The sequence below is a fragment of the Escherichia sp. WS1450 genome (assembly GCF_046487395.1).
In the GTDB taxonomy this organism is placed as follows: domain Bacteria; phylum Pseudomonadota; class Gammaproteobacteria; order Enterobacterales; family Enterobacteriaceae; genus Escherichia; species Escherichia coli.
This window is the reverse complement of sequence record NZ_JBJQJO010000020.1, coordinates 13,399-32,782: the sequence shown is the minus strand read 5'-3', so window position 1 is coordinate 32,782 and position 19,384 is coordinate 13,399. Positions and strand designations below refer to the sequence as shown.

The 19,384-nt window shown below is 51.8% G+C and carries 17 protein-coding genes and 1 pseudogene; 3 read left to right on the top strand and 15 right to left on the bottom strand.

The annotated features are described in order from the left end of the window. Positions 1 to 2: 2 nt before the first annotated feature. The 7 genes from hpaX to hpaG form a co-directional block, all read right to left on the bottom strand. Positions 3 to 1,358, bottom strand: coding sequence for a 4-hydroxyphenylacetate permease (hpaX, locus tag ACJHYR_RS19965; RefSeq protein ID WP_000213782.1), 1,356 nt, complete (start codon positions 1,356 to 1,358; stop codon positions 3 to 5). Positions 1,359 to 1,379: 21 nt separating this feature from the next. Continuing rightward, on the bottom strand, positions 1,380 to 2,183 hold the full coding sequence (gene hpaI / locus ACJHYR_RS19960) for a 4-hydroxy-2-oxoheptanedioate aldolase (protein WP_000431693.1): 804 nt from the start codon (positions 2,181 to 2,183) through the stop codon (positions 1,380 to 1,382). Positions 2,184 to 2,193: 10 nt separating this feature from the next. Continuing rightward, positions 2,194 to 2,997, bottom strand: coding sequence for a 2-oxo-hept-4-ene-1,7-dioate hydratase (gene hpaH, locus ACJHYR_RS19955; RefSeq protein ID WP_000459750.1), 804 nt, complete (start codon positions 2,995 to 2,997; stop codon positions 2,194 to 2,196). Between the two features lie 67 nt (positions 2,998 to 3,064). After that, positions 3,065 to 3,445 carry a 5-carboxymethyl-2-hydroxymuconate Delta-isomerase gene (locus ACJHYR_RS19950; RefSeq protein ID WP_001119872.1) on the bottom strand — a complete coding sequence of 127 codons (381 nt, stop codon included), beginning with the start codon at positions 3,443 to 3,445 and terminating at the stop codon, positions 3,065 to 3,067. Positions 3,446 to 3,454: 9 nt separating this feature from the next. Beyond that, positions 3,455 to 4,306 carry a 3,4-dihydroxyphenylacetate 2,3-dioxygenase gene (hpaD, locus tag ACJHYR_RS19945; RefSeq protein WP_000516990.1) on the bottom strand — a complete coding sequence of 284 codons (852 nt, stop codon included), beginning with the start codon at positions 4,304 to 4,306 and terminating at the stop codon, positions 3,455 to 3,457. Position 4,307: 1 nt separating this feature from the next. Beyond that, positions 4,308 to 5,774: a 5-carboxymethyl-2-hydroxymuconate semialdehyde dehydrogenase gene (hpaE, locus tag ACJHYR_RS19940; protein ID WP_072837553.1), complete on the bottom strand. Its 1,467-nt coding sequence runs from the start codon at positions 5,772 to 5,774 to the stop codon at positions 4,308 to 4,310. Beyond that, on the bottom strand, positions 5,771 to 7,060 hold the full coding sequence (hpaG, locus tag ACJHYR_RS19935) for a 4-hydroxyphenylacetate degradation bifunctional isomerase/decarboxylase (RefSeq protein WP_000679091.1): 1,290 nt from the start codon (positions 7,058 to 7,060) through the stop codon (positions 5,771 to 5,773). Before hpaG ends, hpaE begins: the two co-directional genes overlap by 4 nt. Positions 7,061 to 7,331: 271 nt before the next feature. Between hpaG and hpaR the strand changes: the two genes are divergently transcribed. Beyond that, positions 7,332 to 7,778, top strand: a complete 447-nt coding sequence (gene hpaR / locus ACJHYR_RS19930) for a homoprotocatechuate degradation operon regulator HpaR (protein WP_000543916.1) — start codon at positions 7,332 to 7,334, stop codon at positions 7,776 to 7,778. A 118-nt stretch (positions 7,779 to 7,896) separates the two neighbouring features. Further along, positions 7,897 to 9,561, top strand: coding sequence for a methyl-accepting chemotaxis protein (gene tsr, locus ACJHYR_RS19925; protein ID WP_000919571.1), 1,665 nt, complete (start codon positions 7,897 to 7,899; stop codon positions 9,559 to 9,561). 48 nt (positions 9,562 to 9,609) lie between these two features. Here tsr and ACJHYR_RS19920 read toward each other — a convergent pair. Then, a pseudogene (locus ACJHYR_RS19920) lies at positions 9,610 to 10,971 on the bottom strand (MFS transporter). 214 nt (positions 10,972 to 11,185) lie between these two features. Beyond that, positions 11,186 to 12,100 carry a GntR family transcriptional regulator gene (locus ACJHYR_RS19915; RefSeq protein ID WP_000091572.1) on the bottom strand — a complete coding sequence of 305 codons (915 nt, stop codon included), beginning with the start codon at positions 12,098 to 12,100 and terminating at the stop codon, positions 11,186 to 11,188. A gap of 138 nt (positions 12,101 to 12,238) precedes the next feature. On the opposite strand from ACJHYR_RS19915, the gene lgoD reads away from it, so the two are divergent. Next, positions 12,239 to 13,261: an L-galactonate oxidoreductase gene (gene lgoD / locus ACJHYR_RS19910; protein WP_000106044.1), complete on the top strand. Its 1,023-nt coding sequence runs from the start codon at positions 12,239 to 12,241 to the stop codon at positions 13,259 to 13,261. Positions 13,262 to 13,398: 137 nt separating this feature from the next. Here the strand turns inward: lgoD and opgB are convergent, their stop codons facing one another. The 6 genes from opgB to ACJHYR_RS19880 form a co-directional block, all read right to left on the bottom strand. Continuing rightward, positions 13,399 to 15,690, bottom strand: coding sequence for a phosphatidylglycerol--membrane-oligosaccharide glycerophosphotransferase (gene opgB / locus ACJHYR_RS19905; protein ID WP_001292674.1), 2,292 nt, complete (start codon positions 15,688 to 15,690; stop codon positions 13,399 to 13,401). 253 nt (positions 15,691 to 15,943) lie between these two features. After that, entirely contained in the window at positions 15,944 to 16,438 is a 495-nt protein-coding gene (yjjA, locus tag ACJHYR_RS19900; protein ID WP_001305619.1) for a DUF2501 domain-containing protein YjjA, read from the bottom strand. Between the two features lie 48 nt (positions 16,439 to 16,486). Then, positions 16,487 to 17,224, bottom strand: coding sequence for a DNA replication protein DnaC (dnaC, locus tag ACJHYR_RS19895; protein ID WP_000799911.1), 738 nt, complete (start codon positions 17,222 to 17,224; stop codon positions 16,487 to 16,489). Positions 17,225 to 17,226: 2 nt separating this feature from the next. Next, positions 17,227 to 17,766, bottom strand: a complete 540-nt coding sequence (dnaT, locus tag ACJHYR_RS19890) for a primosomal protein DnaT (RefSeq protein ID WP_000098815.1) — start codon at positions 17,764 to 17,766, stop codon at positions 17,227 to 17,229. Between the two features lie 106 nt (positions 17,767 to 17,872). Then, complete coding sequence (locus ACJHYR_RS19885; RefSeq protein ID WP_000538191.1) at positions 17,873 to 18,346, bottom strand: threonine/serine exporter; 474 nt, start codon at positions 18,344 to 18,346, stop codon at positions 17,873 to 17,875. Further along, entirely contained in the window at positions 18,337 to 19,107 is a 771-nt protein-coding gene (locus tag ACJHYR_RS19880) for a threonine/serine exporter ThrE family protein (RefSeq protein ID WP_001376704.1), read from the bottom strand. Before ACJHYR_RS19880 ends, ACJHYR_RS19885 begins: the two co-directional genes overlap by 10 nt. Between the last annotated feature and the right edge of the window lie 277 nt (positions 19,108 to 19,384).

Genomic DNA, 19,384 nt, shown 5'->3' with positions numbered 1-19,384 from the left:
CCTTATTGCGGTTTTGGTGCGATAAGTTCAGATGAAAGAGAGTGTTCCCGACTCCCCATAGGAATTCGGGTCATGACTAACGCGCCCAGTACCAGTAATCCTGCTACAAACCACAAACCTGAGCTAAAACTGCCGGTTGCATCTTTCAAAATACCGATAAGTAATGGACTGACTGCTGAACCTACATTACCGACAGCATTGATGACAGCCATCGCAACGGCACGCGATTGCAAGCTTATTACTTGATCCGGTGTCGTCCAAAAGATAGCCATTGCGGTAAATGATCCCATTGAGGCCATAATGATGCCGCTCAGTTGAATGAGGCTGTGATCAGTCGCAGAAGCGAGTAACCATCCGGCAGCGGCAAACAGGTAGGGAAGAATCGTATGCTTTTTGCGTTCTTTAAGACGGTCGGAACGACGACTCCACCAGATCATGCCAAAAATTGTGCAGAATTGGGGGATGGCCGCCAGCAAACCAATCATGATGTTGCTACTGCCAGTATTGAAACTCTGTAGGATTTGCGGCGTCCAGATATTAATCGCACTCAGAGTATTGGTCAGGCAAAAATAAGCAAGTGTATATAGCATGATGGCTGGGGTCAGGACTTCACGTAAGGTTGAGCGTGGAACAGATGCATGGGCAAATGCACTCTCTTGTTCACGGAGAATCATCGTTTTTAAAGCCTGTTTTTCGTTTTCATCAAGCCAGGTCGCCTGGTCTGGTGTATCGTTGAGATAAAACCAGGTGACGACACCAAGAATGACCGATGGCAGACCTTCCAGCAAAAAGAGCCATTGCCAGCCTTTTAGATTCCACAGTCCATCCAAGGCCAGAATGTAGCCTGAAAGGATCGATCCCAGCATCATAGTGACTGGCATCGCTATCATAAATAAGGCATTGGCTCTGGCCCGATGATATGCCGGGAACCACCAGGTCAGATAAACCAAAATACCAGGTAAAAAACCCGCCTCAGCAATACCAACCAGCATACGCAGTAGATAGAGTGTTTCGGGGCTTGTTGCAAACATTGTGCAGGTGGAAGCAACTCCCCAGACCACCATGATCCCAGCGATCCATCGACGAGCGCCAATTTTCGCTAACATCATATTACTGGGGATCCCGCACATGACGTACGTGACATAAAAGAGTGTCGCGGCGAGGCCAAACATTGTGGACGTCAGGCCAAGATCCTTGCCCATTGTCAGTCCGGCAAATCCTATATTGATGCGATCAAGAAACGAAAAAACAAACAGAATAAAAAGAAAAATGATTAGGCGACGAAATAATTTATTAATGACACGATGTTCAATTTCAACAGTTTTATTATCTTTATATTGCAGGGTAGAGGTCGTCATGATGCGCTCCACATCGTACGTTTAGTAGACAGAGTTGTTGTTTTGCTTCGCCATCGAAATAGAAGAACTATTACCAAACCGTGCTGCCAGCGCTTCGGCGGCGCGGGCGAGCAGGGTGGTGTCAACGCCGACGGCGACAAATAGCGCGCCCAGTTCCAGGTAGCGTTTTGCCAGTTGCTCATTGGCGATCAGGATACCCGGCGCCTTACCCGCTTCGCGGATCTGCACGATCGCCTGCTCAATCGCGGCCTGCACTTCCGGGTGTTGCGGATTACCGGCATAACCCATATCGGCGCTCAGATCCGCCGGGCCGATAAACACGCCGTCGACGCCTTCCACGTCCAGAATCTGCGGTAAGTTCTTCATTGCCTCACGCGTTTCGATCTGCACCAGTACGCACATTTGATCGTTGGCTTTTTGCAGGTAATCCGGAATACGGTTCCAGCGCGAGGCGCGTGCCAGCGCACTGCCCACACCGCGAATACCGGCGGGGGGATAACGGGTGGCGCGTACCGCTTCACGGGCTTCGTCGGCGTTTTGTACCATCGGCACCAGTAAGGTTTGTGTGCCGACGTCCAGCAGTTGTTTGATTTGCACCGGATCGTTCCACGATGGGCGTATCACCGGCTGGCTGGGGTAGGGCGCAATCGCCTGTAGCTGGGTGAGCACGGTTTGCACGTTATTCGGCGCGTGCTCACCGTCGATCAATAACCAGTCGAATCCTGCTCCGGCCAGTAACTCTGCGCTGTAGCTGCTACTCAGCCCCAGCCATAATCCGATCTGCGGGCGGCCTGCTTTCAGCGCCGCTTTAAAACTGTTTTCCATCGTTCTCTCCTTAAACAAAGCGGCAGCTAATGGAGCCCATGTTGCCGTAATCGACGTGGAAGGTGTCGCCCTTACGCGCCGGAACCGGGCGGGTGAACGAACCGCCGAGAATGATTTGCCCGGCTTCCAGTTGTACGTCATACGGTGCGAGTTTGTTCGCCAGCCAGGCTACGCCGTTTGCCGGATGATTCAGCACACCAGCGGCGACGCCGGTTTCTTCAATCACGCCATTGCGATACATCAGGGCGGAGATCCAGCGCAGATCCAACTCATCGGGCTTAATGGGACGACCGCCGAGGATCACCCCGGCGTTGGCGGCGTTATCGGAAATGGTGTCGAACACTTTGCGCGGGCGCTGGGTTTCCGGATCGATGTTGTGGCAGCGAGCGTCGATCAGCTCCAGCGCCGGGATCACATAATCCGTGGCGTTGTAGACGTCGAACAGCGTGCAGTTTGGTCCACGCAGCGGTTTTGCCAGCACGAAAGCCAGCTCCACTTCAATGCGCGGCACGATAAAGCGATCGGTCGGGATATCGCTGCCATCGTGGAAGAACATGTCATCCAGCAGGGCACCGTAATCCGGTTCGCTGATTTGCGAGCTGGCCTGCATCGCTTTCGAGGTCAGGCCGATTTTGTGGCCTTTCAGCGTACGGCCTTCGGCAATTTTCAGGCGGACCCATTCGCGCTGCACCGCGTAAGCGTCTTCGATGGTGATCTCCGGGTAATCCAGCGAGATCGCGCGGATCTGTTCGCGCTGTTTTTCTGCCTGATCCAGACGCTGGGCGATCAGGGTGTGGGTGTGTTTATCGAACATGGCGATATCCTGTGGCATTGCCGGATGCGGCTGCGCCTTATCATCCGGCCTGGAAGCTGGTACAAATTTATTTAAACAACGCGTGTACGTTGTTCTGTTTGAAATTCAACGTCGGGTGCAGCTCTGCAATCTCAAATGAAAGCGCCAGGTAACGGCTCTCCATCAGTGAGGCGAAGTGCGTTTTAATCAGATCAAACAGCATTTCGCCTACTTCCTGACGGCTTTCCAGACTGCGCCCGCTGCCGATTTTTAGCGTCATATGCACAAAGGCGTAATCGTGCTTGCCATCAGCCATTTGCCAGGTATCGATCCAGTGCGCCCGGCTACGTATTCCCCCAAGCGGAAAAATCCCCGTCGCCGCCAGTGCAGTGTTAACACTGGCAAACAGCTCAGGTAAGCGGGCTTCTTGACGAATATTTTCAGTACATTCCACGATAAAGTGCGGCATGGTGGTTCCTTACGCGGGAAGCGGGAAAACAGCGTTAACCTGACCGGTGCCAGAGCTTGGGAACAGCTCGGTGATAAACTCTACCTTGCCGTCGTATTTATCCCAGCCGAGCATCCCCAGCAGCATCACCGTGTCGTGCATATTGCCTTCGCCGTAGCAGTAGTCAGCGTACTCCGGCAGCATATTGCAGAACTCTTTGAACTGGCCTTCGCGCCACAACTTCACCACGCGCTCGTCCATCTGGCGGTCGAACTCGCGGGTGTAGCTGTTCATCCCTTCTTCCGCACGCTGATCGTCAATAAAGCGGTGCGATAATGAACCGCTGGCAAGGACCGCCACGGTGCCGTCGTACTGTTCGATCGCTTTCAAAATCGCTTCGCCCAGCTTGCGGCTGTCGGCAAAATCATGAACGGTACAGAATGCGGAGATGGAGACCACTTTGAAGTGCTTGTCTTCATTCATGTAGCGCATTGGCACCAGCGTGCCGTATTCCAGTTTCAGGCTGGGAATGTTGTGCGCTTTTGCCCGCACGCCGAGCTTTAAGGCTTCATCGGCAATTAGCTGCCCCAACTCCGGGTTGCCCTCGTAGTTGTAGGTCATGTCACGAATAAAATGCGGCAGCTCGTTACTGGTGTAGACGCCTTCAAAATGGTCTGCACAGTTGATGTGATAAGCACTGTTGACCAGCCAGTGAGTATCGAAAACGATAATGGTATCGACGCCCATTTCCCGGCAACGCTTGCTGATCTCTTTATGCCCGTCGATCGCGCCCTGGCGGCAACCGTGGTTTTTCCCTGGCAGTTCAGAGAGATACATCGACGGTACGTGCGTGATCTTGGCGGCTAACGCTAACTTACCCATATCAGACTCCCCATTTCGGAATTGGATGGTCGCCCATGGAAATGCAGACGTTCTTCATTTCCGCGAACACTTCGAAGCTGTACTCACCGCCTTCACGCCCGGTGCCGGAGGCTTTTACGCCGCCAAATGGCTGGCGCAGGTCACGCACGTTCTGGGTGTTGACGAACACCATGCCTGCTTCAATGCCACGCGCCAGGCGTAACACTTTGCTGACATCCTGTGTCCAGATGTATGATGCGAGGCCGTACTCCACGTCGTTTGCCAGGCGCAGACCTTCGGCTTCGTCTTTAAACGGCAGCAGGCAGGCGACCGGCCCGAAAATCTCTTCCTGGGCGACGCGCATACGGTTATCTACGTCTGCCAGCACCGTTGGGCGCAGGAAGTTGCCGCCTTTCAGATGTGCAGGCAGGTCAGACGGTTTATCCGGGCCGCCCGCCAGCAGGGTTGCGCCTTCTTCAATGCCGAGACGGATATAGCCAGAGACTTTTTCCCAGTGCTGCTGGCTGATAAGCGCCCCAACCTGGGTATTTGGATCGTTCGGATCGCCCACGCGCAGACGGTTGGCGCGTTCGGCAAAACGTTTTACGAATTCCGGGTAGATGCTTTGCTGAATAAAGATGCGCGAACCGGCGGTGCAGCGTTCGCCGTTGATCGAGAAGATGGTGAACAGGGCGGCGTCCAGCGCGCGTTCAATATCGGCATCTTCAAAAATCAGCACCGGCGATTTACCGCCCAGTTCCATGGAGTATTTTTTCAGCCCGGCGTTTTTCATGATGTTGCGCCCGGTGGCCGTACCGCCGGTGAACGACACGGCACGTACGTCATGATGACGAACCAGCGCATCGCCTGCGGTTGCGCCGTAGCCCTGTACCACGTTCAGCACGCCCGCCGGAATACCGGCTTCCAGCGCCAGCTCACCCAGGCGGTCGGCGGTCAGTGGGGAGAGTTCCGACATCTTCAGCACCGCGGTATTGCCCAGCGCCAGACACGGCGCGACCTTCCAGGTGGCGGTCATAAACGGCACGTTCCACGGCGATACCAGCGCACAAACGCCCACCGGCTGCACCAGCGTGTAGTTGAGCATCTTGTCATCAACCGGATAGGTGTTGCCGTTCATCTGCTGGCAGACTTCCGCGAAAAATTCAAAGTTGTGAGAAGCGCGTGGGATCAACACATTTTTGGTCTGATGGATCGGCAGGCCCGTGTCCGCGGTTTCCATCGCGGCGATCTCAGGCACGTTCTGGTCGATCAGATCGCCCAGACGGCGCATCAGGCGCGCACGCTCTTTCATCGGCAGATTGGCCCATTTCGGGAACGCCTCTTTCGCTGCCGCTACCGCCTGATTGATCTCCGCTTCACCGCCAGAGGCCACATCCGCCAGCACTTCACCCGTTGCCGGATTGGTGGTCTGGAAGTAGTCGTTACCTGCAACATTTTTGCCGTTGATCCAATGGTTTATTTTTTTCATTTCGCTGTATCCTCACTCACAATTCGGTTCACCAGGCGGCCCACGCCTTCTACTTCCACCACAACTTCATCGCCAGGCACCACGTCAGATAAGCCTTTTGGTGTGCCGGTGGCGATCATGTCGCCCGGATTCAGGGTCATAAATTCGCTTAAGTAGGCGATCAGGAAGGGCACGCTGAAGATCAGATCGGCGGTGGTGCCTTGCTGGCGCAGTTCGCCGTTGACGAAGGTGCGAAGGGTCAGATTATGCGGGTCCGGGATCGCCTCTTTCGGCACGATGGTTGAAAGCATCGGCGTCAGTCCGTCGCGGCTTTTTACCCGCAGGTTAGGGCGGTAGTAGTTTTCCAGATAGTCGCGAATGGCGTAGTCGTTACACACGGTGTAGCCCGCGACATAATCCATAGCATCGGCTTCGCTGACGTTACGCGCCTGCTTGCCAATCACCACCACCAGCTCCGCTTCGTAGTGCATATATTCAATATTGTTCGGGCGCACGGAGGTCTGGTTATCGCCAGTGAGGGTATTCGGCGCTTTCAGGAACACCAGCGGTTCTTCCGGTGGCTTAAATTCCAGTTCGCTGGCGTGGTCGGCGTAGTTCAGGCCGAGGGCAAACAGCGTGCCGTGCGGGTGTGGCTGCGTTGGGAAGCTCTTGCGCGTGGTCACTTCACGTTCGTCCACTACCGGATTTTCCAGCGGCGGGAAACCTTCTGCGAGAACACGCACGCGATCGCCTGGCTGTATTTCCACGCGCGCCTGTGGCGTGCCGAGCAGAATGGCATCGCCTGGATTCAGCGTGGCAAATTCGCTCAGAGCGCTCAGCAACTGCGCGGCGTTACGTTGTAAATCGGCGGTGTTCCAATGATCGGCAGGACGCCCGTTGATCTCGGTATAGATAGTCAGATTATCGACATTGCTGAGAGCCACGGTTTCGCCAATGGGGCAGAATCCATCACGACATTTTGCTTTGATTGCCGGGCGGTAAAAGCTCTCTTCCGGCAGGCTGACGTCGTTAGCCAGCGCATATCCGGCGATGTACTCTGCCGCATCTTCTTCACGTACTTTCGTCGCCGTTTTCCCCACAATCAGCGCAACAGTCGCACCGCTCAGTACTTTTTCACCCTGTGGAAAGGGAATCGGTTCACCGCAACCAATCACCGTATTGCGCGGTTTAATAAACCAGACCGCAGTTTTAGGCGGGGCTTTGTAGGGGGATTGCTGGAACGCTTCCTGCCATGCATCAAGTTGGCTGCGATGGTTCAACGCTACGGCGAAGATAGTGCCTTTCATTACCACTCCTCGGATTCGATCATCTTAATCATTAATATGTTAATGATTACTTTTATTCCCGATTGCGTAGTTTGGCAAAAGTAAGTGATGTAAATGTGATCTAATTAACAAACTATTTACATTTGCAGGTAATAAAATACTAAATATTAGTAAGTTAATAAAGTATGCTCAATTTTGATAAAATGAGGAATTGCGGGGATAGCTCAGTCCCGGTAACGTGATGATTAACTGTTTCTATATTAATGATTTTGAATTTTTCAGGGGAAAGATAATGCACGACTCACTAACCATTGCGTTGCTCCAGGCGCGAGAAGCGGCGATGAGTTATTTTCGCCCAATCGTTAAACGGCATAATTTGACTGAGCAACAGTGGCGCATCGTGCGTATTCTGGCGGAAAGCCCATCAATGGATTTTCACGATCTGGCGTATCGCGCCTGCATTTTGCGCCCAAGCCTGACCGGGATCCTCACGCGGATGGAACGCGACGGTTTAGTGTTGCGATTAAAGCCGATCAATGATCAGCGGAAGCTCTATATCTCGCTGACCAAAGAGGGGCAGGCGCTGTATAACCGCGCTCAGACACAGATTGAAGAGGCCTATCGGCAGATTGAAGCTCAGTTTACTGCCGAGAAAATGCAACAGTTAACCCATCTGTTAGAGGAATTTATTGCTCTGGGTAATTCCCGACAAGAAGACATCCCGGGCGATAATGAATAACTTTTTAATATCTGATAACCAGCGCCTGGTTTTTCCATGGATGGCGGGTTACACCTTTTCATAAAGTTTTTCCTTTCCAGGCCGAAAATCTTGCATCGGTCCACAGGAAAGAGAAACCATGTTAAAACGTATCAAAATTGTGACCAGCTTACTGCTGGTTTTGGCCGTTTTTGGCCTTTTACAACTGACATCAGGCGGTCTGTTCTTTAATGCCTTAAAGAATGACAAAGAAAATTTCACTGTTTTACAAACCATTCGCCAGCAGCAATCCACGCTGAATGGCAGCTGGGTCGCGTTGTTGCAGACGCGTAACACCCTCAACCGCGCGGGTATCCGCTACATGATGGATCAGAATAATATTGGTAGCGGTTCAACCGTTGCTGAGCTGATGCAGAGTGCCAGTATTTCGCTGAAACAGGCGGAAAAAAACTGGGCGGATTACGAAGCGTTGCCGCGTGACCCGCGTCAGAGCACCGCCGCAGCGGCAGAGATCAAACGTAATTACGATATTTATCACAATGCGCTGGCGGAGCTGATCCAACTGTTAGGTGCAGGCAAAATCAACGAGTTCTTTGATCAGCCAACCCAGGGATATCAGGACGGTTTCGAGAAACAGTATGTGGCTTACATGGAGCAAAACGATCGGCTCTATGATATCGCCGTCAGCGATAATAATGCCTCCTACAGCCAGGCGATGTGGATCCTGGTGGGCGTGATGATCGTCGTACTGGCAGTCATCTTCGCCGTCTGGTTCGGTATTAAAGCCTCGTTGGTAGCGCCAATGAATCGCCTGATTGACAGCATTCGTCATATTGCAGGCGGCGATCTGGTGAAACCGATTGAGGTGGATGGCTCTAATGAGATGGGGCAATTGGCAGAGAGTTTGCGCCATATGCAGGGAGAGCTGATGCGAACCGTCGGTGATGTGCGCAACGGGGCCAATGCCATCTATAGCGGTGCCAGCGAAATCGCCACCGGCAATAACGATCTCTCTTCGCGCACCGAGCAACAGGCCGCTTCGCTGGAAGAGACGGCAGCCAGCATGGAGCAACTGACCGCAACGGTGAAACAGAACGCCGAGAATGCGCGTCAGGCCAGCCATCTGGCGTTAAGTGCTTCTGAAACGGCGCAACGCGGCGGCAAAGTGGTGGATAACGTAGTACAGACCATGCGCGATATCTCCACCAGTTCGCAGAAAATCGCCGATATTATCAGCGTAATTGACGGCATTGCCTTCCAGACCAATATTCTGGCTTTGAACGCGGCGGTTGAGGCTGCGCGTGCGGGTGAGCAAGGGCGCGGTTTTGCGGTGGTCGCGGGAGAAGTGCGTAATCTGGCCCAGCGCAGCGCCCAGGCGGCTCGTGAAATTAAAAGCCTGATTGAAGACTCGGTGGGGAAAGTGGATGTTGGCTCTACGCTGGTCGAAAGCGCCGGGGAAACAATGGCGGAGATTGTCAGTGCCGTGACCCGCGTGACGGACATTATGGGCGAAATTGCTTCTGCTTCTGATGAGCAGAGCCGTGGTATCGATCAGGTTGGATTAGCGGTTGCTGAGATGGACCGGGTAACTCAACAGAACGCCGCGCTGGTGGAAGAATCTGCCGCCGCCGCTGCCGCGCTGGAAGAGCAGGCCAGTCGCCTGACCGAAGCTGTGGCAGTGTTCCGGATTCAGCAACAGCAGCAACAGCAGCGTGAAACATCGGCTGTAGTAAAAACCGTGACGCCAGCTACGCCGCGTAAAATGGCCGTGGCAGATAGCGGCGAGAACTGGGAAACGTTTTAATCGCCATAAAAATGCCCGATAAGCAAAATGTTATCGGGCATAGGGAGTTTAATCTTTACGCGGGTCGTTGATCGGCTGACGAACCAGGAAGATGTACGCCAGTGCCCCCGCTGCGGTGACGCAACCGCAGATGATTAGTGCCAGACGGAATGAGTGGGTGGTATCAACAATAAAACCAGTAATGATCGGCGCGAAAGAGGCGCAGATGAAGCTGGCAAAGTTCTGGATACTGCCCACCGACGCCGTCATGCGAGAAGCAACTGCGACGTGGATCAAGCCCCAGCAGGATGTTCCGGCAAAGTGAATACAAAACAGTGCCATGCCAATCAGCAGAACCGCTGTCATGGATGTTGTCGCTTGCGGTACGACCAGCGTAAAGGCGGCAGAACAGAACATCCCGGCAATAATGCAGATCTTACGGCTTTTAATCGGAGCCATTCCCCCTTTGACCAGCCAGTCGGTAACGTAACCGTTGACCAGCATCCCGGCAGCCCCAAACAGGAAAGGGATAGCCGCCATCAATCCTGTGCTTTTTAAATCCAGGTTATAGGCTGTTTGCAGGTAACCAGGAAGCTAGGCCAGATACAGCCACGCAGTGTAGTTGATGCCACTGAATCCGAGCATCATTCCCCACATTGTGCGGTTACGGAACAGGCTGCGCCATTCGGCAAAACTGAGCGGATCTCGGCGGGCATTGACGCTACCTGCATTGAGATAAGCTTGTTCAACGGCAGTCAGTTCTACGTGCTCGCGGTTGCGATAGAGCATATACCAGCCGATGGCGAGAAAAATCCCCAGTACACCAATGGTAATAAACATCCCGCGCCAGCCCATCACCAGCATCATCGCCGCCAGAATCGGTGGGCTTACGGCAACGCCAATGGTAGAAGCTGCGTTGAAGAAGCCCATCGGGCGTCCGCGCTCTTTGATGTTGAACCAGTCGTTAATGACTTTTACACCGCATGGGTTCATCGGCGCTTCACCAATCCCCATACCGATACGCACCAACACGAACTGCGTAAAGCTGTGCACCATGCCAGACATGGCCTGGAACAGTGACCAGAAGAACATCCCCAGTCCCAGCATCAGGCGTGGGCCTTTACGATCCAATAGTGGGCCGCAAGGAAGTTGCGCAATCCCGTAAGCGAGTGAAAACACGGAGAGCAAAGCGCCGATTTCGGTGGCACTTAATCCCAATTCTTCACGAATCGTTAAATTTGCTACCGACAGCGAACTGCGGTCGAGATAATTGATTACCGCCGCAAAAAATAATAACAACATGGCGGTGGTTTGAATGCGTTTAATTCGGGTACTGCGTTGAACTAATCCATCTGGTGGCACGGGAATATCTGCCGACGAAGATGGAGTAAATGAAGAACGCGGATCGAGGGTGATATTTTCTTTTTCCACGCCGGACTCCTGTATTTATAATTTTAATTGTTTACGTAATTGTGCATTACGCAAGGTTGACATTAACGGCAGGTTAAAGTTTTAGGACTTTACTACCGCTCACAAAAACATTTTTAGTCGACTGATTGTGAGCATAGGTAAGCGGGAATTTCCCGGTATTTATCTTTTGATAAAACCGTGCACCCGCTAATAGTTTGCTGTTTTTAATCCGTACTTAATGAGCATAACGCGTGTTCTCATTAATGGATCGAATCATTGATTGTTTAGCTGAATTCAAATGGTTACGGAGCGCAAGGGTGGCATCAAGGTCACTGCGGCAAATCAGAGCGCTGAGAATGGTCATATGCTCATCGACGGCAATGATATTGCGCTGTTTAAGATCGCTTTCGTCCCATTGATAGTGAAAATGAAAGATGACTGAGATGATCTCAAGCGATTGATCAAAAAAGATATTGTCGGCAGCTGAAAGCAGTAAGGAGTGAAAATCTCTGTCAAGTTGCGAGAACATGCGAAAGCTATTGCCGATGTTGTCACGCAGTAGCCGATGACGTTCGAGCATGGTTTTCGCCTGCAGCCAGCGGGGATCATGATCAGGCAGGTTGAGAAAGTGCTGAAGTGAATGAGTTTCGAGCATTTCGCGTAGCTCAAACAGCTGCTCAGCGTAGGATTGATCGAATTGCTTCATGCTCCACTGGCCGCGCTTTTCGCTTTGAATAAGATTATAACGGCCGAATTTTAAAAGATATTCTCTTACTACAACCGGGCTGACACCCGCGGCGCGAGCCAGTTGCAGTTCAGAAAAAGTTTCCCCAGGGCGTAACTGACGCTGGTTTATCATCGTGAAAAAAGCCTGCTCAAACACTTTGTTTTGTTCACTCATTGAAGCGGTAGTACAGGCGAAACCGTCATCATGGTCAGGTTTACGCGCAATAACATAGTCGTTTCCAACCTGCGTTAAGACGCCGCATTCGCGTAAGTGGCTGAGAATATGACGCACTGTAGTGCGGCTGATGTTGTACATTTCCGCCAACGCACTTTGCGATGGAAGTGGGGAAGGGATATGACCCCGCGCCATATCATCAATGACCTGGTTAATCACATTGTGGCGTAAATTTTGTGAACGACTCATATTTTCCTCCTTGTGAGTCCATTAAAACCCGATTTAAAACATTTTTATGCGTGTGTTTTCACAAAACAGATTTTCCGTTCCGCTGCCATTTTTCATTTTCATTGATATCTAAGGCAACAAAAAATGGAGAGCCGAATCATGTCTACGATGAATGTTTTAATTTGCCAGCAGCCGAAAGAATTAGTCTGGAAACAACGCGAGATACCTATTCCGGGTGACAATGAAGCATTAATAAAAATTAAGTCTGTCGGGATTTGCGGTACCGATATTCATGCCTGGGGTGGAAATCAACCATTTTTTAGTTATCCACGGGTTTTAGGCCATGAAATATGTGGGGAGATTGTTGGGCTGGGTAAAAATATTGCAAATCTTAAAAATGGACAGCAAGTAGCGGTGATCCCTTATGTTGCCTGTCAGCAATGCCCGGCGTGTAAAAGCGGGCGTACCAATTGCTGTGAAAAAATTTCAGTCATTGGCGTGCATCAGGATGGCGGTTTTAGTGAGTATTTGAGCGTGCCGGTGGCGAACATTTTGCCCGCAGACGGTATTGACCCGCAGGCTGCAGCATTGATTGAACCTTTCGCTATTAGCGCTCATGCGGTGCGTCGCGCAGCCATGGCTCCCGGCGAGCAGGTGCTGGTGGTCGGGGCGGGGCCAATCGGTCTGGGCGCGGCGGCAATCGCTAAAGCCGATGGCGCACAGGTAGTGGTGGCGGATACCAGTCCGGCGCGCCGTGAACATGTGGCAACGCGTCTGGAGTTGCCCGTGCTGGACCCGTCAGCCGAAGATTTTGACGCGCAGCTGCGGGCGCAGTTTGGTGGTTCGCTGGCGCAGAAAGTGATCGACGCGACAGGTAATCAACATGCGATGAATAACACCGTGAATCTGATTCGTCACGGCGGCACGGTGGTATTTGTCGGTCTGTTTAAAGGTGAGTTGCAGTTCTCCGATCCAGAATTCCATAAAAAAGAAACGACGATGATGGGTAGCCGCAACGCCACGCCGGAAGATTTCGCTAAAGTCGGTCGACTGATGGCGGAAGGGAAAATCACTGCCGACATGATGTTAACCCATCGCTACCCGTTCGCCACGCTGGCAGAAACCTACGAGCGTGATGTGATTAACAATCGTGAGTTGATTAAGGGTGTAATTACTTTCTGATAAGGCGAGATTATTAAAGTTGCCATGCAGCGTCCGGGGAAGTGTTGGGCGCTGTTTTTTTTGTTTCTTAATAGTGTGTTGTAAGCCGGAGAAGGCGTGTAGGTCGCACCTTATGCGACCTACACATCAGTCAGGAATTAACCTTCACGTTCTACCACTTTAATTTCCACCATGCCGATCCCGAGCTTACGCGGCGAGTGTCCGAGGATATTCCCTTCGTTGGTTGAGACAGGTTCCGGCGGCACAATTACCAGCGTGTCGGCATCGGTTGGGTTATCGAAATGCAGCGTGGTGGTGGTCACTTCATTGCCCAGCACAAGAGTTTGTTCTTCATTGCCTACGCGTACCGGAATAGGACGGCTGGCGTTATTGCCGTATGCTTTGGCGGTAATCACCAGGTCAAATTTCTTCGGCAGCGGATGCTTGTACTCGATTTTTACTTCGTCGCCCAGTTGCGCGTTGGACCAGCGGCCCCACGACTCCGGACGGGAAATCCCGCTAAACTGTTTCACCTCTTCTGGCGCACCGGCGACGTTAAAGATGAAACTGTCGGCTTTGTAGCGAATATCGTTATCAACAATCTTCAGCGTATCGACATTGCCTTTGTAACGCGCCATGTCGATGACCGTATCTTTAAATGCCGTTTTGCCCTTCCATGTTGTTTTATCAACATGCTGGACAATTTGCTGACCGCCAAGCTGCCCTTGCGAGACACACCAGTCGGTGGAAAGTGCCAGTTCCGGAGCCCAGAGTTGTGCCATCTTATAGCAACGGTCAACCCAGACGAAATTGTCGCGTGGAGCGAAATCGGCCAGCTGGAAACGCAGCGGTGCTGAGTATTCACTTTCCGGCAGCGGTTCTACGCGCTTGTCTGAAACCCGCAACAGCAGCGGCAAACGGAAATGGCTACCCGAGAAGGCAATCATGTTTTTCTGCTGGTCGATGGTGAACTCTTTCATCTCTTTAGGGAATTTCCACAGGCGGATGATATCCGGCTTCCACGCCAATGTTTTCTCTTTGATATTGAGGAAGATTTCCGACATCGACTGCCCGGATAAACTGCTACGACCAAGTCCGAGATAGTTATCGCCACCGAGAATGTCCAGCACCGTCGCGCCGTTATCCATCGTGTTACGCTTCACTGCCAGCGTCTCTTGCTGCGGCTTGTCGCCACGGATGACAAAAAACAGGTTATTGCGATCCTGTTTATTAAGGTATTTCCACGCCGTGTTGTTCATCGCTAAATGGTCAGAAGAGACGACGATGACGGTATCTTTAAACCACGGTGACGCTTTGATTTTGTTGATAAACGTCGCGATATTCTCCTGGCTGCAACTTACCGCGCTGAATGACTGATTCGGCTTACCGTCAAAATCATATTTTTTGCGGTTACAGGTACGCGAGATAAAACCATCCGGGTGATGGGTATCGACTGTCAGGGTAAACAGTGAGAATCGCTGACCTGAGCGGGAAAGCTCTTCAAACTTTTTCCACGCTTCATCGAGAACGGTATCGTCGTAGAATCCCCAGTCGTTGCGATAGTGCGGGTCGGCTACCACGCTTTTCAGCTCTTCTGAGCCGTATAAGTGGTCGAAGCCATGCGACTTCAGGAACACATCTTTACCGGCAAAACGCAGATTCGCGCCCTGCACGAAATAGTTCTGATAACCCGAGTTTTTCAGGATATCGCCCAGACAGATGTTCTGCGGGAAGAAGCTGGAAACAGAAGCGGAGGCGTTACCTTCAAATGGGGCAAAAAGCGGAATGCCGCACTGAGAAGCCACCATACCCGCAATCGTGTAATCCGTTCCCGGCAGCTGCTGCGTGTGGCTGAAATCCAGGCCTTCATTTTTCAACGCGCCCAGTTCAGGCGTGAGATCCGGGAAAGCTTCGTTATCAAAATAGGTCCGCTCGAGACTTTCGCCGTAGATATAAACCAGGTTGAGTTTCGGGTCAGGGATAGTTTTCGACGGCTCTTTATAATAAGCCGCAAAGTCCGGGTCGCCGTCGCGTGACTGGGACTTCACCAGTTCCGTTATCTGACGAAATGCCGGGCTGGCATCCACTGAACCCAACGCCAGTAAGAGTGCCAGCAGGCTGTAACCAAAATGGTGCGGATGATGACGACGACGGCGCAGGATCCAGCCCAGCGCACCGAACACCGCCGTCAGCCCCAGCACAATGCCGATACCCGGAAGAATGTATTTGCTGACACCAGCACCGGTCAGGCTGTTGGTTAAGGTATAGAGAACCGCGTCGTTAATACCATCACCAGTAAAATAGTCGCTGGCAAACAGGGTGATATTTAAAACGACAAATAGCCCCAGCACCGTTAACGTGGCTGCAAACCACCAGGTGTTACGTCCCGCTTTCCATGCGTAAATCAGCACAGAGGCGAGAAAAAGGGCGAAAGAGAGTAGTTCTGACAACGGGCGATCCTCACTAAACCGGGCCGTTTAGCCAACGTTTAAGCTTTTTGAGAAGCACAATGTAATGGCGTGGCCATATTGCTGCAATTCTAGTGTCAAAAAAATGCGATGTTGTTAGGAATTAGTTTATAAACAGACTTTTTTGATTACGGTCGCTTCCCGTGTAACAGGGGGAAAACCGTCCAGGAGCAGGGAAAAGGGCAGGAGAGAGCCGCGTCAGCCGGGTAACAGCTAAAACGCGGCGTTTCGCGGTTCAGGAAATGAAGTTCAGCCCCTGCTTTAACACCAGATCGCAGGCTTTGGTTTTCACCTTTTCTGCCAGCGGAGTCGTTCCGATATTATCCAGATTGAGTTGCTGACCATCTTTAGTTTTCAGCAAACCCTGAATGCCATCCAGATAGTTGGTGTCTTCTTTTTGCTCTTCACTGTTCAGGCCCAGTTTTTCCAGTACCTGATTCTTGATGTTTTCGGCATCGGTTACCGAAGCCAGCTTTTGCTTCGCGCAGTATTGCAGAATGCCTGCGGCATTGTTCATGTTATCTGCGCTTAAGGCCTGGTTCCCGCTGCTAAGCAAGTTAGTTAATGACGCGAGCGACCAACCGCCTTCCTGTGTCGTATTGTTTTGGTTGCCAAGTTCGCTGGCGGCGCTGGAGAGCGCATCTTTCCATGACGCAGCATGTGCCCCGGTGGAAATTAATGCGCTGGCGGCAATGGCACAGCACAGAAGATGTTTAACAGTTTTCATCATCATTACTCAAGGTGGAATTGTGTCGCAGTATACCGCCAGAAACGGGGATTAATACTCTTTACCCGTTACCCGGCTACGGTAGCTATCCCAGTTGAAGATCACCCACAAACTGTTACCCAGGCGCATACGGTCCATCACGCGTTCGCCCAGCAACTTGGTCATCTCTTCCATATTACTGTTGGTCAGCATCCCGGTTGGGCGTTTGGAAGAAGAGCGGCGATCGACGATCTGGTTGATGATCACTTTTTCGTATTTCGATTCGGTTTGCACGCCGATCTCATCGATCACCAGCAGATCAACATTGCTCAGATCGTTAAGCAGTTGTTCTTCGCTGGTACCGCTATTCCTGAAGGTATCTTTCATCGCCGACATAATATCGGCCACGGTGATGATCAATACGGATTTACCGCGTAGCAGCAGCTCGTTGCAGATTGCCGCCGCCAGATGGTTTTTGCCGGTTCCTGGCTTACCAGAAAAGATGAAGCTGGCGATGTTGCCGTCAAACTCTTCGACATACTGGCGCGCTTTGCTTAACGCATTCATCTGCCCTTCACACTCAACGCGATAGTTCTCAAAGGAGCAGTTCTGATGCAGTGGACGAATACCGGAGCGGTTAAAGGTGCGCTGCATTTTCATCGCCCGATTTTCACGTTCGAGAGCGGCGGAGCGGATCGCCCCTTGTTCTTTCTGCCAGGCCAGTAGTTCTTCACCCGTTTTGAAAGCAGGTTTGATATGGGCAGGCATCATTTTTTGCAGGCGTTGCATCAGGTCGCCAACGTTTTTCATCGTTACCCTCTGAATCCTGGTGGAATTTGGCTGTCAGGTTCACTGACCGTATTCACATCTCGTTTAGGCAGTCCGCCGTTGCTGGCACGACCGATTTGCAGGCTGCGCGCCAGTTTTTGTTGCCACTGCACATGGTGAAAGACTTTACCTTCCGCCTGCCAGTAGGCAATGAATGAGGCCAGTTCTTCGGTGGTCACCGGCGCTCTTAGTGCCACGCCCCATAGCGCCGCCAGGCGGATAAAGTCGGCATCGGGTTGCCAGTCCGGATACATGGCGAATTTCCCCATGGGTACAGCAACGGGAGCAGCTTGCGGTTCCTGATAGAGTTGATCGTCCAGAGCGACATCGCTTCCCGGACGCGCCAGCTTTTCTTCCAGCGCTAGCAGTTCAGCCAGGCGTGCAGGCGTGACGGCATAAAACGCCGGGGCATTGTTAGCAAATACGGCAACCACACCGCCTTCAGCTTTTGCCAGAACGGTTTGGTGATCGTGTACCAGGGCGTCAATACCAACGACGTCCGGGGTCAAAACTCTGGAAGACATACTGTTTCTCAAATATGGAACGATGAACGAGAAGGGAGATAACTTTTATAGTAACACACGGAGGAGAGGAGGCTGTCTCTCATCCGTGTGCTTAAGCGAGGCAATTTTATACGCGAGGGCGCTTGCGGTACAACCATAATCCAGGAATGGAAAGACCGATGGATAACGCACCAACAATTGATGAAGCTGTAAGAAAGTTGGTTAACAGGGTAATCATCAACGGTTCGCTGTAACCTAGCTGGCTGATTTTTACCGCCGAAATCATTGCGGTATAAGCCGATATGCCAGGGAACATAGGAATAACAGCCGCCACGGTAAACACTTTCGGATGCGCCAGATACCAGCGCGACCATTGAATACCAATGGTGCCGACCAGCATAGAAGCCATAAAAGTTGACCACTCAATATTCAGCCCGCTGGTCATTAAGATCATTCGGGAACCATGACCTATCGAGCCAAGCAGCGCACACCAGCGTAACGCCCGCACGGGAACGTTGAACACCATCGCAAAGCCGACCGCAGGAATGGCGGCGAGGATCATATCCTGCGCCAACGCTAACAGAAATTCGATCACACCCATCCGCGTAGCCCCCAAATCGTCAGTGCCATTACTACGCCGACGCAGGTAGCCAGTGTCAGCAGACTGGCGATCGCCCAGCGTGCCAGTCCGGTATTGATGTGGCCTTTAAACATATCGGCGACGGCATTAATCAACGGAAAACCCGGCACCAGCAGCAGAACGCTGGCGGCCATCGCGATAGTGGGTGTATTGCTGAAAGTGGGAAGTTGCAAAAGCAAACCGGAAATGGTGGTGGCGGCGAAAGCGGTGAGGCAAAAGTTGATCTGTGGATGAAGATGACGTTGTGCCAGCAGCTGGCGGATATACATCGCGACCGTACTGGCAAAGAAGGTGATGACGGCACCATCCCAGCCACCTTTATTGAGTTTACAGAAACAGGCGCAAGAAAGGCCGACCATTAAGGCTACCAGCCATCTCGGGTAACGTAATGGCTGAATTTGGCTAAATCGTTTCTCTACACCTTTGTAATCCAGCAGATGATGCTCCGCCAGAATCACAATGTGCTGGACTTCAGTCACCACATGCATATTAATGCCGCGATCTTGATTTTTTCGTGTCGATGTCAGGCATTGCCCATCTTTAATAGTTGTCAGCACTATGGCGTTCGAAGAGATAGAACTTTCGACGCTGTCCATTCCCAGCGCCCGACCCAGTCGTGAGGAAAGCTCATCAACCAACGCGCTTTCCGCACCATGTTGCAAAAGAAATAATCCACACTGGATACAAAGCCGTGTTACGGCTCGCTGTTGCTCAGTTTGCATAACTCGCCCTTTGTCATAGACGTGCTGCGTATTGTTCAGATAATGAGAATCCATTTGTATCATGAAGCACGGTTGTTTTGCGGTAGGTTAAGATCAAAATTGCGCTGATTAATCCTGGTTATCGGGAGAAGCTCGGTGATAAAAAGCGAATTATCTCTCGTCGCAAATAAATTATCACATGAATATTATCACTATAATGAATTTATTGTTTAGCCTTTACGAATCAGGATAAAAGATAACTGGGCGCGTTTTTTAATTTTTACAAGTTAAAACTATC

Coding starts and splice junctions, on each gene's coding strand:
- hpaX (WP_000213782.1), bottom strand. CDS start 1,358: ATGACGACCTCTACCCTGCAATATAAAGATAATAAAACTGTTGAAATT.
- hpaI (WP_000431693.1), bottom strand. CDS start 2,183: ATGGAAAACAGTTTTAAAGCGGCGCTGAAAGCAGGCCGCCCGCAGATC.
- hpaH (WP_000459750.1), bottom strand. CDS start 2,997: ATGTTCGATAAACACACCCACACCCTGATCGCCCAGCGTCTGGATCAG.
- ACJHYR_RS19950 (WP_001119872.1), bottom strand. CDS start 3,445: ATGCCGCACTTTATCGTGGAATGTACTGAAAATATTCGTCAAGAAGCC.
- hpaD (WP_000516990.1), bottom strand. CDS start 4,306: ATGGGTAAGTTAGCGTTAGCCGCCAAGATCACGCACGTACCGTCGATG.
- hpaE (WP_072837553.1), bottom strand. CDS start 5,774: ATGAAAAAAATAAACCATTGGATCAACGGCAAAAATGTTGCAGGTAAC.
- hpaG (WP_000679091.1), bottom strand. CDS start 7,060: ATGAAAGGCACTATCTTCGCCGTAGCGTTGAACCATCGCAGCCAACTT.
- hpaR (WP_000543916.1), top strand. CDS start 7,332: ATGCACGACTCACTAACCATTGCGTTGCTCCAGGCGCGAGAAGCGGCG.
- tsr (WP_000919571.1), top strand. CDS start 7,897: ATGTTAAAACGTATCAAAATTGTGACCAGCTTACTGCTGGTTTTGGCC.
- ACJHYR_RS19915 (WP_000091572.1), bottom strand. CDS start 12,100: ATGAGTCGTTCACAAAATTTACGCCACAATGTGATTAACCAGGTCATT.
- lgoD (WP_000106044.1), top strand. CDS start 12,239: ATGTCTACGATGAATGTTTTAATTTGCCAGCAGCCGAAAGAATTAGTC.
- yjjA (WP_001305619.1), bottom strand. CDS start 16,438: ATGATGAAAACTGTTAAACATCTTCTGTGCTGTGCCATTGCCGCCAGC.
- dnaC (WP_000799911.1), bottom strand. CDS start 17,224: ATGAAAAACGTTGGCGACCTGATGCAACGCCTGCAAAAAATGATGCCT.
- dnaT (WP_000098815.1), bottom strand. CDS start 17,766: ATGTCTTCCAGAGTTTTGACCCCGGACGTCGTTGGTATTGACGCCCTG.
- ACJHYR_RS19885 (WP_000538191.1), bottom strand. CDS start 18,346: ATGGGTGTGATCGAATTTCTGTTAGCGTTGGCGCAGGATATGATCCTC.
- ACJHYR_RS19880 (WP_001376704.1), bottom strand. CDS start 19,107: ATGCAAACTGAGCAACAGCGAGCCGTAACACGGCTTTGTATCCAGTGT.